We start from the raw sequence: 14,988 nt of genomic DNA on the forward strand, positions 1-14,988 counted from the left end.
CTTTTAGTTTATGATTAGTTTTTTACTGATTTCTTGGTAAGTGGTTTTTAGTTTTATGATATATACTCCTGCGGTAGGCAGATAGCCAGAATATTGGTATTGAGACTCGTTATAGAAGTCTTTGCTATAGACTATCTGCCCAGACATCGTATAGATACTTACAGAGCCACTGGTTCTTTTGGGGAACTGAGCAAGCAGAGTAAAATGCCCATCTGTACTTGGGTTAGGGTAGAGTAATATTGGGCTATCAGTAGTATCAGAATGTGTATAAGCAGTAAAATAATTTACTGAATGGCATCCGAATTCATTGGTTAATCTGAGTTCATAATCCCCCGCCTGAGAGAGTAGAAACTCTGGATTCTGAGAGATGAGATTCCCGTTATGATACCATTCATAGAAGTAATTTCCTTTTGGGAGATCTTTCTGCGGGCTTAGGAGCAGTGGTTTTTTTATGAGATATTCTGTATTTAGTTGAGGGTTAGGAGCATCTTCATCGGTGAGATAGACCTCGTTTGAGTAGCTGTTCTTTTCAGCATCAGTAATGGTATACTGGTACTTTCCTGATGCGAGGAGAGTTTCTTTTTCTCCTTTATTTTTCAGTTCAGTCCATTGTTTTTGGAATGAAGGATTTTCAGTATTGATAAGATGAATATGATAAGGTGCTTTGCCTCCTATAAAATTGAATTTCATTTTTCCCAAGTCTGATGATATGCATTTTGAAGGCTCTAAGGAGAGGTGAGCAAACATTTTAGGAGCTTGCCAAATGCTAAATATTAATGGCTTGTTACTTTTCAGATTCCAATCTTCAAAAGATACAGGCTGGCTTGATGGGGTAGCGCTGGCATCTCCTAACTTGATATACCGTGTTTCCTCAGCGGAGAAATCCCCAGTTCCAGAATCATCAATAGCGAGCCAATAGAATTGAGAGTTTTCTTTTTGTTTATTTTTTTGATGAATGATTTTATGCGTGTCAAAGATAGAGAATACCTCAGGAGAAGCAGAGCTATGAGTAGATGAAGAATTTATAGGAGCATATTGGAGTTTCCATTGTCTGGAAACACCATTAGGCTGTCCTTCTTTTTGTTTTTTTATTTCTAGGCTTTGACCGTTATCACTCCAAAAAATAAAAGTTTGGTCTTGTAGATTCTCAGTTTTTTTTAAACCTAAGGAAAGGATTCCTTCATCGTTTGAGTTTTGACTTTTGATTTGGAGGAGGCTTCCTTCGCTATCTTTTCCAATAGCTGTGATATTCTGATTAAAGGCTTTGTTTTCCTCAAAATCCCAAATTTTTTGTCCTTTACTGTTATAATAATTTTTAAATTCTGTTTGTTCTAAGGATATACCGTATTTTATTGCAAGATAAGAGGCTATTCGCTGCATTTCCAGAGGGGAGAGCACCCTGTCATAGATAAGAATTTCTGCAAAGTTTCCACTAAAAAGATGAGGGGGAAGCTCAGCTGTTTTCCCACCAATATTAAAGGTATAAGAATCTTTTGGGGTGGGATTTTCACCTTGAGATTTTTGTTTTTCTATGGCTCTTTTGGAAAGAGATTTAGAATGCTGATAATAATGGATTTTAACTTTCTGATTTCTGAAATATTCAGAAAAAGAGCGATACTGATGCTCGGCAAGATTCGCTAAACGATGGGTTGTAGCGCTAATGATAGGGGAGGAAGACTGAGCATCAGATAGCGTCCAAAGGTTTTCTTCTACTGGATTTGATGAGTGTTGATGCTGAGTATTGTCTTTATAAACGATAAATAGCGAGTAGTTTTCCGCTTGGGAAAGACTTAGATTTTCATTGAGCCCATTATTACTTTTATCGTTAGATAATGAAAGTTTAAAGGAAGGATTCTCATTAATCAAATGAGCAGGCGAAAATAAATGCTCTAAGTTTTTGTTTTTTCTAACCTCCGTAATCTGAGTTTGATTATACTTGGTTTCTGCTTTAATCCAGAGATAGGGCTCGGATACTCCTGCGGGATAAATTTCTTGTGCCATAGCAATTCCACTATGCCATAAGAAGAAGAGAAATATAGATTTGTGAAATTGTTTTGGCTTTTTCATAAGTTTCAGTAGTATTAGAAGTTATTATGCCCATCAAAGGAGAAGCTGTATCCTATTTGCAAAGAGAAGGCACTGACTTTATTATTGGTATTCTTAAATCGATGACCATTTTCCTGAGTTTCCAATGCATCGCTAAGCCCTAGATGATATCTAAAGCCAATATTAAGTCCATTATAAAATTCATAACCTATCGCAAATGCAGAATGGAAGTAGTCCTTACCTTCAAAAGATTCTTTGAGTGTTTTTTGGACTACGGCATCGGGTTCAAAATAAACTCCCGATTGCCTCGATAGCTCTTCTGCATTCGAAGTATAGGTTAGCGCATCTTTATCTAAGCTAAATGTGAAGAAAGGCCCTGCACCGATGTAAAAGCCATCTGTAAAATAGTATTTCAACAAGAAGCCTAAATTGAGATTATGAAATGGGAACTTTATATTGTAGTTGAGCCCGTTTTTATCATTGTATTTAAAGTCTGTCGACTGTCTGCTGTAGTAGAGCTCAGGTTGTACACTGATTTTTTCAGTAGGGTATTTCCAGTTGAGGAATACACCTCCTGCAGCACCAAATTTTGCATTTTCTGAGGTAGAATAGTTCTGATAAACCCCTTGAGGAATAATCATAGGTTCCAGATTATTCATTTGAGAATAAATAGCTCCAGCCGAGACTCCGTAGGTGATTTCTCTTACCAACTGAGCATTGATAAGGCAGGTACTCAAAATAGAGGTGAATAAAAAATATTTACGCATAAGTATTACCAGTTATGAAAGCTATATCCTAAGGATAGTGCGAGGAAAGAATTACGATTGGTATTCTCTGTAAATTGAAAGGAAGTACTCCGTGTTCCTATCGCATCGCCTATTCCTAAATAATATCTTAAATCAAAATGAAAATCATTTTCAAGTTCATATCCAACATTAAAGCTCAAATTAAAGTCATCTTTTCCTATAATTCCATCTCGGTAGAACTGTCGGTAGTTGGTATCGTGTCGTCCATCAAATTCATTAGAAGAATATTCTATATTATGAGGAGTTAAGTTTTTAGCATAATGCACTCCTATACCAAAGTTTAGTCCTTCATAGGGGTATATTTTGTAAATGCTTCCTAAAATGAGGTAGGAGTATTTAAAATCAATATCATATTCCTGACCCGACTGGCTATTATGGTAATGGAGTTTCTCTCCGCCTTTTCGGTAGATTAGTTCGGGCTGTATTGCTGTTCTGGTATTAGAAAATTTATAATTGACAAAAAATCCTCCCTCTACGCTATAGACTCCCTTTGTCTTCATTTGGAAGTTTGTAAGGTTATGCTCTCTCCCGATGAGCATTTCTGGGATATTGGTGGTTGTAGAATGCAAAGCCGCTACTTTTAGGCCATACGACAAGTTATCATTATATTGAGAAAAGCAGAGTGCAGATGATATAAAAGCTATGAAAGAGTAGAATTTTATCATTGAAAATAATTATTTTGGAGCTAAAACCTTATCATTGTCCGCAAAACTATTCATTTTAAAGAAATAAATGATAAATAATGATATATATCATATAGAATGTAATACATGAATAGCGAATGAAATTTTTTACCTTTCATCTCTTTGCTAATAAATTGCGGAAACTCCATAAAAAAATCTCTGCAAAATGTAAATACATTGCAGAGACTTTTATTATTGGTAGACTCACAGGGATTCGAACCCCAACTAAATGAACCAAAATCACTTGTGCTACCGTTACACCATGAGTCTGTTTCGTTTTTCGTGGTGCAAATATAATAGCTTTTTCGGAATATACAAGCCCCGATGATGAAAAAAGTTATATTTTTACGCAAAATAAATCAGGGGTTATGCTTATAAATAGAGTCAGTAATCTAAAAATTAGTTTTTTAGGCGTTAGTAAAGAATTCGAAAAAAAACTCTTTTCTTTTATAGATGATTGGTTTTCTTTGCAGGATACGGTAAAGGTGCAGACTTCGGGGTCAACTGGGGCGCCTAAAATATTTGATGTAGAAAAGCAAAAAATGATCAATTCAGCGGTGATGACTACCGATTTCTTACGATTAAAAAAGAATGATACCGCACTCCTTTGCCTCCCGATTGAGTATATTTCTGGGAAGATGATGTTCGTCCGAGCCCTTATAAAAGAAATGAAACTAATGGCCACCGAACCCTCCACAAAACCCCTCGAAAGGCTTGAAGAAACCATCGATTTCTGCGCAATGACGCCCCTACAAGTAGAGCATTCACTCCACAAAATACATCTCATAAGAAACCTCATCATAGGCGGTGCAGCCGTCTCCGAAAACCTTAAAAAGAGATTACGAGAGCAGCTATCCCTCACAAAAGCGGAGAGCAGAGTTTTCGAGACCTATGGAATGTCCGAAACCCTTTCACATATCGCTTTGAAGGAGATTTATCCCCAAGAAGAGGCGTATTTCTCTGTGCTCGGCTCCATCCAAATCTCCCAAGATACGAGGGGTTGCCTTAGGATTAATGCCCCTTTGCTCAATAGCGAAATCTTACAAACCAATGATTTAGTAGCGCTCAAAACCGATAAAAAATTCAGATTTCTCGGTCGCGCAGATCATATTATTAATTCGGGCGGAGCAAAAATATTCCCAGAAGAATTAGAGCGCCTCGTAAAGAAACAAATCGATAACGAAGCGGTTTTCTTAGGCTTGGAAGATGAAGTCTTGGGGCAGAAACTGGTTCTTATCATAGAGGGCGAGCGTAGCGAGCGCCTCATCAGCAGCCTTGCAAGGGTAGAATACACAAAATCTTTCCACAAACCAAAGGAAATACGCTTCGTACAAGCCATCCCACGCACACCCAATGGAAAAGTAGACCGGAACCAACTAAAAACCCTCCTTAGCACTGCTCATAGCTTATAGTCTTTGGTGAATAGCTAATAGCCAGATTCTAGTGGCATGAAGCCTACTGATTAATCGGGGTAGAGGAGGTATTTCTGACGAATTTTTTGGAATTTTTGCAGGTCGGTAGCCCAAGACTGTCGGATTTCTTCCTCTGGGGTATGGTTTTGTATCTGTTTTCGCAGCTCATCGCTCCCCGCGAGTTTGTCGAAAAAGAGATTGCTCAGGAAGAAGTCCGCTTTTCGTTTGTCATCAAAGTTTTTATAAGCGCTGATGAGCCATTTTAGTTCTAATCGGGTAGGGTGGAGTGCTTCGTTTTGCAGATTTTCTCCGTAGCAGTGTTCGCCGTTCAGGAATGGGCTTTTGGCACCATAGCTGGGCTGTGGAGTGAAACTAAATGCGGACGGTTTCAGGTGCGGGCTGCCATAAATCTGAAAAGGTGTGGGCGTGCCTCTTCCGACGGAGATTGCCGTGCCCTCGAAGAAGCAGAGCGATGGATAGAGGCTGATGGCAAGAGCATTCGGGAGGTTGGGAGAGGGAGGTTTCGGGAGGGAGTACCTCTGTTTTTTGTGGTAATTTTTTAGTTTTATGACGGTGTATTTTGCTTTCGCTTTGTTTTTGAGCCAGCCCTCGCCGTTGGCCATCAATCCATACTCGCCGATGGTAAGCCCATAGACTACGGGTATGGGGTGCATCCCGACGAAGCTCGCCCACTGAGGTTTTAGTACCGGCCCGTCGATGTATCCATCGTGCGGGTTGGGTCGGTCAAGGATAATGACCTCCTTTTGGTTCTCGGCAGCTGCTTCCATTACGAGGGCAAGCGTAGATATATAGGTGTAGAAGCGGATGCCCACATCTTGTATATCAAACAGGATAATATCGAGGTCTTTCAGCTGGTCGGCGGTAGGTTTTTTATTCTTTCCGTAGAGGGAGATAATGGGGAGCTGCGTTTGTGTATCGATTCCGTTTCGGACGGATTCTCCTGCGTCTGCATCACCTCGGAAACCGTGCTCTGGGGCAAAGACTTTCTTTACATTAATGGCATTTCTCAGCAGAAAATCTACGATGCTGAGGGAGTCTGTTCGCATCGCTAAACTGCAACCACGCCCGCGAGGAGCGGCATTGTATTTCGTTTTGACCAAGACGAGACCCGTTTGGTTTGTAACAACTCCCACTGCTTTTCCTTTGAGGAGGGGGAGGTAGATTTCTGGCTGGTCGGCTCCGGTTTTAAATTCATTAGACTGAGCAAAAAGGCAGGTGGAGAAACAAAAAATTAGGCTCAAAGAGACTAAATTTTTAATTTTGGCAGCTAAATTCATAAGGTTTGAAATTTCCATTTTATTTTTCGAGAAAAATTGCGAATTCCAAAGATAATAAAAATAATCTCTCGCGAGTGATTATCTTCATCGGAAGGCTGTCGGTAGCGCTTGGGATTATCGTTTCGCTCATCACTATTTCTACAGGGCTCGGTTCTAAAAAAGCGATTAAGCAAAGCCTTGGAGACTTTGGGGGGGAGGTGAGCATTAAATCTACCCGATCTAATGCGTCGTATAACTCCTCAGTTCTCAGCCGTGAGGGATTAGATTTGGAGCGGATAAAAGCCCTGCCTTCCGTAGCCGATGTGCAGCAATTCGTAACCATAAATGGTATCCTGCGAACCGAAAACAGCTTTGCAGGAATCGTATTTAAAGGGGTAGGAGAAGATTTTAATGCAAAGCGATTCAGTAAATTTTTGGTGGAAGGCAGCATTCCTCATTATGATAATCATCAGCTGAGTATGGATGTCATTCTCTCGAAAGAGATAGCAGATGGCCTCAATAAAAAGCTAAACGACAGCATCGTGGCGGTGTTCTCTAAGGAAGACCAGAAACCGCTCTACCGCAAGTTTAGGATTGCAGGCATCTACAAAACTGATATTAAGATGCTGGATGAGCTCTACATCATCGGGAGTATAAGTAATGCGAGGAAGGTACAAGGCATCGGTAAAGACGAAATAGGAGGTTTGGAGGTGTTTCTACACGATTTTGATGCCGTAGATACTGCTACGAATGAGATTCAGAATTTTATTGGGTACAAGAATTTCCTCCTCCCCATCACCGAACAATTCCCCGTCATCGTAGATTGGATTAATATCTTTAACATCAATGTTGCGCTTATCATTAGTATAATGCTCATTGTTGTCATTATTAATATTATAATGGTTCTTCTCATTCTGATTATCGAGCGCACGAACTCAATCGGAATTCTAAAAACAATGGGTGCGAATAATGTACAGATTCGGATGATATTCATCAATTACACCCTTTATATTATGATTCCTGGCTTGCTTATCGGTAATCTTATTGGGCTTGGTCTTTTGCTGGTGCAGAAATTTACAGGCGTGATAGAACTTAACCCCGAGAACTACTATGTAAGCCAAGTACCTGTGGAGCTCAATCCGCTTTACATCTTTATGATTTCTTTCGGTATGCTGGCAATTTCGGCAGTGGTGCTCATCCTCCCAAGCTATCTGATTAGTAAAATCTCACCAATAAAAGCGATTAAATACCATTAGAGTGGTATATTTTTTCTTGGGAAATGATGAAAAAATGATGGTGTCAATAGGCTAAAAAGCGTAATTGATTAAATCAATAGTGATGCACAATCTCTTGGGCGCGCAAATCTTTATATTTGCACATATTTTATGGAAAATCAATTTTTAGAAGAGCTGTACTCAGGCTATTGCAATAGAACATACGACCTCGATAAAAAGAAAATAGAGGAGTTTATCGATAAATTCTTCCATTTTGTTTTCTTTTTGGAAAGCCAGAGATGTACTTCAAAATCTGAAATAAATAAACGACTGGAGGGGTTTAGAAAAGAATTTGCGAGCATTCTCTTTTCAGTGCTGGGAGATAAAATGCTCTGCCGAGAGAAAAGCGCCTACTTTTTTGAGCATTTTTCAAAGATTTATCACTTGCTTACAAAGGATTTGGAAGCGATTTATGCCAATGACCCTGCCGCAAAAAACAGAGAGGAAGTGAGCTATTCCTATCCTGGTTTCTATGCTATTGCGATTTATAGATTTGCGCACGAATTGTATAAGGAAAATGTTCCGCTTATCCCCCGAATCTGGACGGAGCTTGCCCACAGCAAAACGGGGATAGACATACACCCAGGAGCAGAGATCGGTGAGCATTTTTTTATAGACCACGGTACGGGAATCGTAATCGGTGAGACGGCTGTCATCGGTGATAATGTAAAGATTTATCAAGGCGTTACACTTGGAGCATTGTCCGTATCAAAAGAGATTGCCAATGTTAAAAGGCATCCAACCATAGAAAATGGAGTAGTGATTTATGCTAATGCTACTATCTTGGGTGGTGAAACGGTTATAGGTGAGGGGAGTATTATTGGAGGAAATGTGTGGATTACTCAATCCATCGCTCGCGATTCTATCGTCTTCCACAAAGGTCAGGTTACCATTAAAAATAAAAAATCAGGTGATGAACCGATTATTTTCGTGATTTAATCAAGAAAAAACGAAGCAGAAATAGTAAAGAAATTATTAAGTTAGAACAAAAAACAAAGGAATATTATGAGATTGAATAATGTATTAGAAGCTATTGGAAATACTCCAGTGGTGAAGATTAATAAAATCTTCGGTAGTGAGGCAGAGGTTTATATAAAACTTGAAAAACAAAACCCTGGCGGGAGCCTTAAAGACCGAATAGCACTTGCGATGATTGAAAGAGCAGAGAAAGAAGGAAAAATTAATAAAGATACTGTGATTTTTGAGCCTACATCGGGGAATACGGGTGTGGGCTTAGCGATGGTTTGTGCTGTTAAGGGGTATAGATTGGTTCTTGTACTTCCAGAGAGTATGAGTGTGGAGCGTAGGAAGCTGATGTCTGCATACGGAGCGGAATTTGTCCTCACACCAAGAGAATTAGGGACTTCTGGAGCGGTGAAGAAAGCATTGGAGCTCGCAGAAAAAACACCAAACTCGTGGGTAGCTCACCAGTTTGATAACGAAGCAAACCCAGAGATACACAGGCTTACGACTGCACAGGAAATTCTCTCTGATTTCCCAGAGGGTTTGGATTATCTGATTACAGGCGTAGGCACTGGTGGGCATATTACTGCCGTTACAGAAGTTCTAAAACAGTCTTTCCCTCATTTGAAATCGTATGCAGTAGAGCCAGTGGAGTCGCAAGTTATTGCAGGAAATCCGCCAGGACCACATCCTTTGCAAGGGATAGGAGCGGGCTTTGTTCCGAATGTGCTGAATACTTCCATTCTTGATGGGACGATTGCGGTAACTAAGGAGCAAGCATTTGAATATGCAAGACGATTAGCAAGAGAAGAGGGGATACTCGCAGGCATCTCCACTGGTGCTTCTTTGGCAGCAATTGCTCAGAAATTAGAAGAGCTACCCAAAGGAGCAAGGATATTGACCTTTAATTATGATACTGGGGAGAGGTACTGGTCGGTTTCAGACTTATATCAAGAAAATCCTTCATCATTAGAATAGAAGTGATTTGCCAGATATGAAAAATAGGCGTACATTTGCCGCCGTTACATAAAAATCATTTAAAAAATATTCGAATGTACTTAACATCAGAGAAAAAAGCAGAAATTTTCGCAGAATACGGGAAATCTGCACAGGACACAGGAAGTGCTGAAGGACAAATCGCACTGTTTACTTACAGAATTAACCACCTTTCAGGGCACTTGAAAAACAATCACAAAGATTTCAATACTGAAAGATCTTTGGTGAAGTTAGTAGGTAAGAGAAAAAGATTATTAGATTATCTTAAAAATAAAGATATCGAAAGATACAGAGCAATTATTGCTAAATTAGGATTAAGAAAATAATCTCCTAAACAGAATAAAGCCTCCGATTCTAAAACAGGATTGGAGGTTTTTATTTGCCCTTTCTTTTTCATACTAAATGCTGATAAAATATTTTAACTCCATATAAAAGATGGAGGATTTACTTTTATAGCGTATTAAATTAGTATAATTGATAAATTTTGTTATTTTTGCACACCTAAAATTTCGATTAATGAACATTACGGCTCAAAACCACGACGAAGTAAGTGCATTACTTACAGTAACACTAAACAAGTCTGACTATAAAGACAAAGTAGAAAAACAACTTCACAACTATGCAAAGACGGCACAAGTACCAGGCTTTAGAAAAGGAAAAGTTCCTTTGAGTATGGTGAGAAGGCAGTATGAAGCGCCTGTTGCTTTTGAAGAGATTAACAAACTTGTATCAGAGGCTTTGAATAATTATGTAAACGAAAATAAACTGCGATTGGTAGGGCAGCCCGTACCACAGCCAGTAGATAATTTTGACCATAATGCAGAGCAAATCACCGTAGCTTTTGAAGTGGGTTATGAGCCTGCCTTTACTGTAGATCTTTCTAAATACGAAGCTCCTCTCTATAAAGTAGAAGCATCTGAAAAAGAAATCGGTCAAAGCATAGAAAATATGCAAAAGAGATTCTCCACAAGAGAAGAACAGGAAAAATTAGGAAAAGATACTTTTGCCGGTTTATCCATTACTCAAATCGTAGAAGAAGATGCAGAGGGAGAGCACCATCATCATCCGAAATTTGCTACAGTATCCAAAGACCAGAAAGCGGCTTATGATTTAGTAAAGAAATTAAAGAAAGATGAAAGCCTAAAAATTACTAAAGAGCAGTTAGTAGAAAATGAAGAGCTTGCAAAACAGCTCGGTTTCTCAAAAGAAGAGGTAGAGCATCTTCATCATAATGAGCTTGAAGTAAAAGTAACGGATATTTACAAACTCAATCTTCACGAGCTTAATCAAGAATTGTTTGACAAGGTTTATGGAGAAGGGAAAATTAAATCAGAAGAAGAACTTAAAGAAAAAGTGAAATCTGAATTAGACGAATACTTCCAACAAAATGCTGATGTATACTTCGTAAATAAAGTATTAGAGCAGATTAACGAGAAAGAAGAAGTGCAGCTTCCAGAAACTTTCTTAGTGAAGTGGTTGGTATTCTCTAATCAAAATATCACCTCCGAAGAGCAGGCAAAAGAAATCTTAGAAGCTGAGAAAAAGCAAATCAAGTATCAAATCATCGAAGGTAAATTGATGAGCGATAATGATATTAAGATTGATTATGCAGAGGTATTGGCTCAAGCAGAGCAGTTGGTAAGAAATCAGCTTGCGATTTATGGCATACACCACCTTTCCGATGAAGAAATTCAGAAGTATGCTGTAGAAATGCTAAAAGATCAAGAGCAAGTAAGACAGGTTTCTTCCGAAGTGGCGATGACTAAACTTAAAGACATCATCTTAGAAAAAGCTACTAAAAAGGAAACTAAGATTTCTCACGACGAGTTCTTAGAAGTCATTAAAAAGTAATAAATAACAAGCAATACTTAAAAATCCCCTACACATTGCAGGGGATTTTTTATATCTAAATTCGGAGGGAATAAATTCTCAATTCTCTTTACCAGTAAAGTAATTATAGTCTTGAAGTACTTTTCTGATAAACTGCTGCTCGGTATATTCCTGTGTGTTTCGCTTGATGGAGGTTACGCTTTCAATCTTTTCGGAGAGTTTGCGGATAACGGCAGGGTCATAGACCTTGATTGCTTTCTGGAAGTTCTCTTTGATGATGCGAATATCATTATCTGAGAGTGTAATAACCTGTGGAAAGGCTGGAGTATAGTCTGTGCTGATATTTTGAAAGATTGTATGAGAGATATTGATATTATTTTTTGTGGAGATAACCGCCGTACCGCTGATCATCCCTCCCAATCGTTGGTTATTCTTGGAAATGATGATAGACAAGACCCCCACAATCCCCGCATTAGTATAAATATCAATGATACAGAAAATCCAACGCGTGAGATAGTCCCCAAAACTCGCCTGATAGCCATCTATCTTCACAACTTTTAATCCGAGCAGCATCTTCCCGAATGTTCGCCCCTCAAACATCATTTCGCAAATGAGAGAGTAGAACCAAATGGGGCTAAACAGAAGCAAAATAACTGTGATATAGACCCATTCTTCTACGATTCTTGAAAATTCATACATCATTTCGCCAAAGAAATAGAGGAATACGGTGGCGTAGAGCCCTTTAATCAGTATATCTATGATGAAAGCGAGTATCCGCTCACCGATGCTTGCTGTCTTAAACTTAATATTAACATTCTGTGAGGTATTTATTTCTATCTCATTCATAGAATACTCAATTATCTGCTTATAATAGAGCACAAATATAATGCATTAAAGTATTTATTTGATGAAATATTAAAAAAAATAGATGAAATAAAGAATATTTCCGAAAAAGCATTAATTTAGCCGGCAAGAATAAACCGATGAGAGAGGTAGCCTTTATAAAACAAAATCTCAATAAATGGAAAGAGGTAGAAAATGTAGTCTATAAACGAGTGAAGAAAAACCCGGATGACTTGTCCTCTATCTACATCAATCTAATCAATGATTTATCCTTCTCCCAGACTTATTATCCAAAGAGCAAAACTACGGCTTACCTTAATTTCTTAGCATCGGAAGTCTTCCAGATGATTTATAAGACGCGAAGGACGGAAAAAAGCAGAATCATCTCTTTCTTTAAGACTGAAACCCCTTTGCTGATGTACCGATACAGAAACTATCTCGTGTATTCTTTTTCTCTCTTCCTTTTATTTACGATTATCGGTGCTTTTTCAGCTCATTATGACGAAGAATTTACCAATCTTATCCTCGGTGATGAATATGTGTATATGACGATTGAGAATATAAAAAAGGGAAATGAAGTCGGCGTTTATCAAGATGAAAATGCACTCATAATGACTTTTATGATTATCATAAACAATTTAAAAGTGGGTGCTTATCACTTTGTATCAGGAGTATTTATCGGCTTGGGAACGGCTGTAGTTCTAATGCATAATGCGATAATGCTCGGTGCATTTCAGTATTTATTCTTCCAGTATGGTGATCTAAGTACTTTGGCGAATAGTGCAAAAGGAATTTGGATACACGGCGTCTTTGAAATCTTTGCAATGATTATAGAAGCTGCAGCAGGGCTTATCCTCGGGGCTTCGGTGCTCTTCCCAAAGACTTATTCTCGTTTTAATGCCTTTAAACTCGGGGCTAAAGATGCTATAAAAATCTTTCTGAGTACTGTGCCATTCACTATTGTAGCAGGAATATTTGAGAGTTTTGTTACAAGGCACGCTCTTGTAATGCCATTATGGTTAGATATGCTGATTATATTCGGCTCTTTGGCTATTGTGATTTTTTATTATTGCATATACCCACATTTTGTCTATAAAACACTAAAAAAAGATGATACAATTCTATAAGAAAAGAACATTAGGCGAGATTGTCTCCGATACCTTCAACTTCCTGAAAATCTATGGCAAGAATTTCTTTAAAAACTATTTGGTCATTAATGGATTACTCCTTATTCTGATGATGATTCTCTTCGTTGTAGGTTTAAGGGATATTATCGGCAGTTTTATGTTTGGAGAAGGGCCAGAAGGAAATTATATTGAGGAGTATATCACACAAAATCCAGTGCTTATAGTAGCCGTCGTAGTACTTATGTTTCTCATTTTTATGGTAGCGATGGTTATTAATTACTCTTATCCCGTACTCTATATTAAGCGGCTTTCTGAAACAGGAGGACCGGTACAGCTTCAGGATATTTTATCGGATATTAAGAAGAATACGGGGCGTATTTTTATCTACTTTTTAGGTATCACCTTTATTGTCTTGCCCTTTGCGTTTCTTGTAATGGCAATTAGTTATATACTGATACTTATTCTGATAGGGCTATTTCTTATGATGATTGTAATGCCGTTTATTATGAATGTTATCAACCTTACGCTCTTTGATTATCTCAATACCCAAAAGGGCTTTTTTAGTAGTTTGAGCTATGGCTTGCGCTCTCAGTTCTCGTACCAGCATCATCGTGATGGCTCTCCTTTCTGGAAGTATATCGGTTCTACTTTGGTTATCTATATAATAGTGCAGATTGTTGCCTCAATATTCACTACCATTCCTATGATATTTATTTTTGGATATAAAATCATTTTTCCTACTTATGATTCCATAGAAGGTGAAGAATCAATGTTTGGATTAATGGTGTTAATCCTATATTCAATTGCTTTAATCATATCTTTTATCATTAATAATATTATATATATTGCTACAGGTTTTATTTATTACGATAGCAGGACGGATCTGCACAAGAAAATAGACCTTTCCGAAATAGAAAGCATAGGAAAAAATGAAGATTAAGCTCCTTATATTCTTTTTGATATTTCTCTCATCTCCCGTATTTGCACAGCAGGAGGAGGAAGATAATGAAATCCCTTTTGATGGCTATACAGAAGTTCTTCCAAAAAATGATTCTATTGGCGGAGTGCCTGTCTATTCTGCGGATTCTCTCCTTCAAAAGGGAGTAATAACAGATACCCCTCTTAAAGAAAGAAATCTCTCCACCGATATAAAAGATAAATATAAAGGAGAAGATTTTGATTACTCTGCCAATAAACCCAAAACCTCTTTCTTAGAAAAATTAAAGAAGAAATTAAGGCGTTTATTAGATCGTCTTTTTAGTGATACCGACTTTAATAAAATCTCCAAATACGAGCATAATATTATTCGCCTTATAGGGATTATCGTCTTGGGGATTCTGCTCTATTTCGTTATTAAATATCTGATGAGGAAAGACGGCAACTGGTTCTTCGGAAAGAAAAATCAAAAGATTAATATCCCAAGTAATGATATCGTAGAGAATATTCACGAAATCAACTTCCGAGAGATGATTTCCAAAGCCGAGAATCAGCAGGATTATCGCTTGGCAATTCGCTATCATTTCTTACGGATGCTAAAAACCCTTACAGATAAAAATCTCATAGACTGGAATCCTGAGAAAACCAACCGAGATTATATCTCCGAGATAAGTGCTTCCGAGCTCAAAGAGCAGTTCAAAGATGCCTCCCGAATATTTGATTATGTTTGGTACGGAGAGTTTAGCATAAACGAAACCGAGTATAAAACTTATAAGGATAAATTTAATTAATCGT

General features: G+C 38.1%; 14 protein-coding genes and 1 tRNA gene. 9 read left to right on the forward strand and 6 right to left on the reverse strand.

What is annotated here, in order from left to right; all coding sequences use genetic code 11:
* Positions 1 to 3: 3 nt before the first annotated feature.
* The 4 genes from DBX24_RS05905 to DBX24_RS05920 all read right to left on the reverse strand — a co-directional run bounded on the left by DBX24_RS05905 (position 4) and on the right by DBX24_RS05920 (position 3,805).
* Positions 4 to 2,001 carry a T9SS type A sorting domain-containing protein gene (locus DBX24_RS05905; protein WP_160224271.1) on the reverse strand — a complete coding sequence of 666 codons (1,998 nt, stop codon included), beginning with the start codon at positions 1,999 to 2,001 and terminating at the stop codon, positions 4 to 6.
* 80 nt (positions 2,002 to 2,081) lie between these two features.
* Positions 2,082 to 2,783, reverse strand: a complete 702-nt coding sequence (locus DBX24_RS05910; RefSeq protein ID WP_260392792.1) for a porin family protein — start codon at positions 2,781 to 2,783, stop codon at positions 2,082 to 2,084.
* A 35-nt stretch (positions 2,784 to 2,818) separates the two neighbouring features.
* On the reverse strand, positions 2,819 to 3,517 hold the full coding sequence (locus tag DBX24_RS05915) for an outer membrane beta-barrel protein (RefSeq protein ID WP_160224273.1): 699 nt from the start codon (positions 3,515 to 3,517) through the stop codon (positions 2,819 to 2,821).
* 214 nt (positions 3,518 to 3,731) lie between these two features.
* Positions 3,732 to 3,805: transfer RNA gene (locus DBX24_RS05920), tRNA-Gln, on the reverse strand.
* Between the two features lie 98 nt (positions 3,806 to 3,903).
* Between DBX24_RS05920 and DBX24_RS05925 the strand changes: the two genes are divergently transcribed.
* Complete coding sequence (locus tag DBX24_RS05925; protein WP_160224274.1) at positions 3,904 to 4,947, forward strand: AMP-binding protein; 1,044 nt, start codon at positions 3,904 to 3,906, stop codon at positions 4,945 to 4,947.
* Between the two features lie 50 nt (positions 4,948 to 4,997).
* Here DBX24_RS05925 and DBX24_RS05930 read toward each other — a convergent pair whose 3' ends face one another.
* The gene (locus tag DBX24_RS05930) at positions 4,998 to 6,245 is read right to left on the reverse strand and encodes an exo-beta-N-acetylmuramidase NamZ family protein (RefSeq protein WP_185150745.1); all 1,248 of its coding nucleotides are present in this window, start codon (positions 6,243 to 6,245) and stop codon (positions 4,998 to 5,000) included.
* A 5-nt stretch (positions 6,246 to 6,250) separates the two neighbouring features.
* Between DBX24_RS05930 and DBX24_RS05935 the strand changes: the two genes are divergently transcribed.
* The 5 genes from DBX24_RS05935 (at position 6,251) to DBX24_RS05955 (ending at position 11,308) form a co-directional block, all read left to right on the forward strand.
* A complete protein-coding gene (locus DBX24_RS05935) occupies positions 6,251 to 7,480 on the forward strand; it encodes an ABC transporter permease (RefSeq protein ID WP_120489741.1) in 1,230 nt (409 codons plus the stop codon).
* Between the two features lie 129 nt (positions 7,481 to 7,609).
* Positions 7,610 to 8,437: a serine O-acetyltransferase EpsC gene (epsC, locus tag DBX24_RS05940; RefSeq protein ID WP_120489531.1), complete on the forward strand. Its 828-nt coding sequence runs from the start codon at positions 7,610 to 7,612 to the stop codon at positions 8,435 to 8,437.
* Positions 8,438 to 8,503: 66 nt separating this feature from the next.
* Positions 8,504 to 9,439, forward strand: coding sequence for a cysteine synthase A (gene cysK / locus DBX24_RS05945; protein WP_120489530.1), 936 nt, complete (start codon positions 8,504 to 8,506; stop codon positions 9,437 to 9,439).
* Between the two features lie 74 nt (positions 9,440 to 9,513).
* Positions 9,514 to 9,783 carry a 30S ribosomal protein S15 gene (rpsO, locus tag DBX24_RS05950; RefSeq protein ID WP_120489529.1) on the forward strand — a complete coding sequence of 90 codons (270 nt, stop codon included), beginning with the start codon at positions 9,514 to 9,516 and terminating at the stop codon, positions 9,781 to 9,783.
* Between the two features lie 190 nt (positions 9,784 to 9,973).
* The gene (locus DBX24_RS05955) at positions 9,974 to 11,308 is read left to right on the forward strand and encodes a trigger factor (protein ID WP_160224276.1); all 1,335 of its coding nucleotides are present in this window, start codon (positions 9,974 to 9,976) and stop codon (positions 11,306 to 11,308) included.
* Between the two features lie 78 nt (positions 11,309 to 11,386).
* Here the strand turns inward: DBX24_RS05955 and DBX24_RS05960 are convergent, their stop codons facing one another.
* The gene (locus tag DBX24_RS05960) at positions 11,387 to 12,133 is read right to left on the reverse strand and encodes an RDD family protein (RefSeq protein ID WP_160224277.1); all 747 of its coding nucleotides are present in this window, start codon (positions 12,131 to 12,133) and stop codon (positions 11,387 to 11,389) included.
* A 137-nt stretch (positions 12,134 to 12,270) separates the two neighbouring features.
* Here DBX24_RS05960 and DBX24_RS05965 point away from each other — a divergent pair, with 137 nt between their 5' ends.
* The 3 genes from DBX24_RS05965 to DBX24_RS05975 are packed head-to-tail and all read left to right on the forward strand — an operon-like array spanning position 12,271 to position 14,984.
* The gene (locus DBX24_RS05965) at positions 12,271 to 13,257 is read left to right on the forward strand and encodes a stage II sporulation protein M (RefSeq protein WP_160224278.1); all 987 of its coding nucleotides are present in this window, start codon (positions 12,271 to 12,273) and stop codon (positions 13,255 to 13,257) included.
* Positions 13,241 to 14,197: a DUF4013 domain-containing protein gene (locus tag DBX24_RS05970; RefSeq protein ID WP_160224279.1), complete on the forward strand. Its 957-nt coding sequence runs from the start codon at positions 13,241 to 13,243 to the stop codon at positions 14,195 to 14,197. Before DBX24_RS05965 ends, DBX24_RS05970 begins: the two co-directional genes overlap by 17 nt.
* Positions 14,187 to 14,984, forward strand: a complete 798-nt coding sequence (locus DBX24_RS05975) for a DUF4129 domain-containing protein (protein ID WP_160224280.1) — start codon at positions 14,187 to 14,189, stop codon at positions 14,982 to 14,984. Before DBX24_RS05970 ends, DBX24_RS05975 begins: the two co-directional genes overlap by 11 nt.
* Positions 14,985 to 14,988: the final 4 nt, after the last annotated feature.

It is taken from the genome of Bergeyella cardium (assembly GCF_009914665.1).
GTDB classification, from domain to species: domain Bacteria; phylum Bacteroidota; class Bacteroidia; order Flavobacteriales; family Weeksellaceae; genus Bergeyella_A; species Bergeyella_A cardium.

Bases quoted from the DNA above. Each gene is read 5' to 3' on its own strand.
- DBX24_RS05905 (WP_160224271.1), bottom strand. From the start codon at position 2,001: ATGGCACAAGAAATTTATCCCGCAGGAGTATCCGAGCCCTATCTCTGG.
- DBX24_RS05915 (WP_160224273.1), bottom strand. From the start codon at position 3,517: ATGATAAAATTCTACTCTTTCATAGCTTTTATATCATCTGCACTCTGC.
- DBX24_RS05925 (WP_160224274.1), top strand. From the start codon at position 3,904: ATGCTTATAAATAGAGTCAGTAATCTAAAAATTAGTTTTTTAGGCGTT.
- DBX24_RS05930 (WP_185150745.1), bottom strand. From the start codon at position 6,245: ATGAATTTAGCTGCCAAAATTAAAAATTTAGTCTCTTTGAGCCTAATT.
- epsC (WP_120489531.1), top strand. From the start codon at position 7,610: ATGGAAAATCAATTTTTAGAAGAGCTGTACTCAGGCTATTGCAATAGA.
- cysK (WP_120489530.1), top strand. From the start codon at position 8,504: ATGAGATTGAATAATGTATTAGAAGCTATTGGAAATACTCCAGTGGTG.
- rpsO (WP_120489529.1), top strand. From the start codon at position 9,514: ATGTACTTAACATCAGAGAAAAAAGCAGAAATTTTCGCAGAATACGGG.
- DBX24_RS05955 (WP_160224276.1), top strand. From the start codon at position 9,974: ATGAACATTACGGCTCAAAACCACGACGAAGTAAGTGCATTACTTACA.
- DBX24_RS05960 (WP_160224277.1), bottom strand. From the start codon at position 12,133: ATGAATGAGATAGAAATAAATACCTCACAGAATGTTAATATTAAGTTT.
- DBX24_RS05965 (WP_160224278.1), top strand. From the start codon at position 12,271: ATGAGAGAGGTAGCCTTTATAAAACAAAATCTCAATAAATGGAAAGAG.
- DBX24_RS05970 (WP_160224279.1), top strand. From the start codon at position 13,241: ATGATACAATTCTATAAGAAAAGAACATTAGGCGAGATTGTCTCCGAT.
- DBX24_RS05975 (WP_160224280.1), top strand. From the start codon at position 14,187: ATGAAGATTAAGCTCCTTATATTCTTTTTGATATTTCTCTCATCTCCC.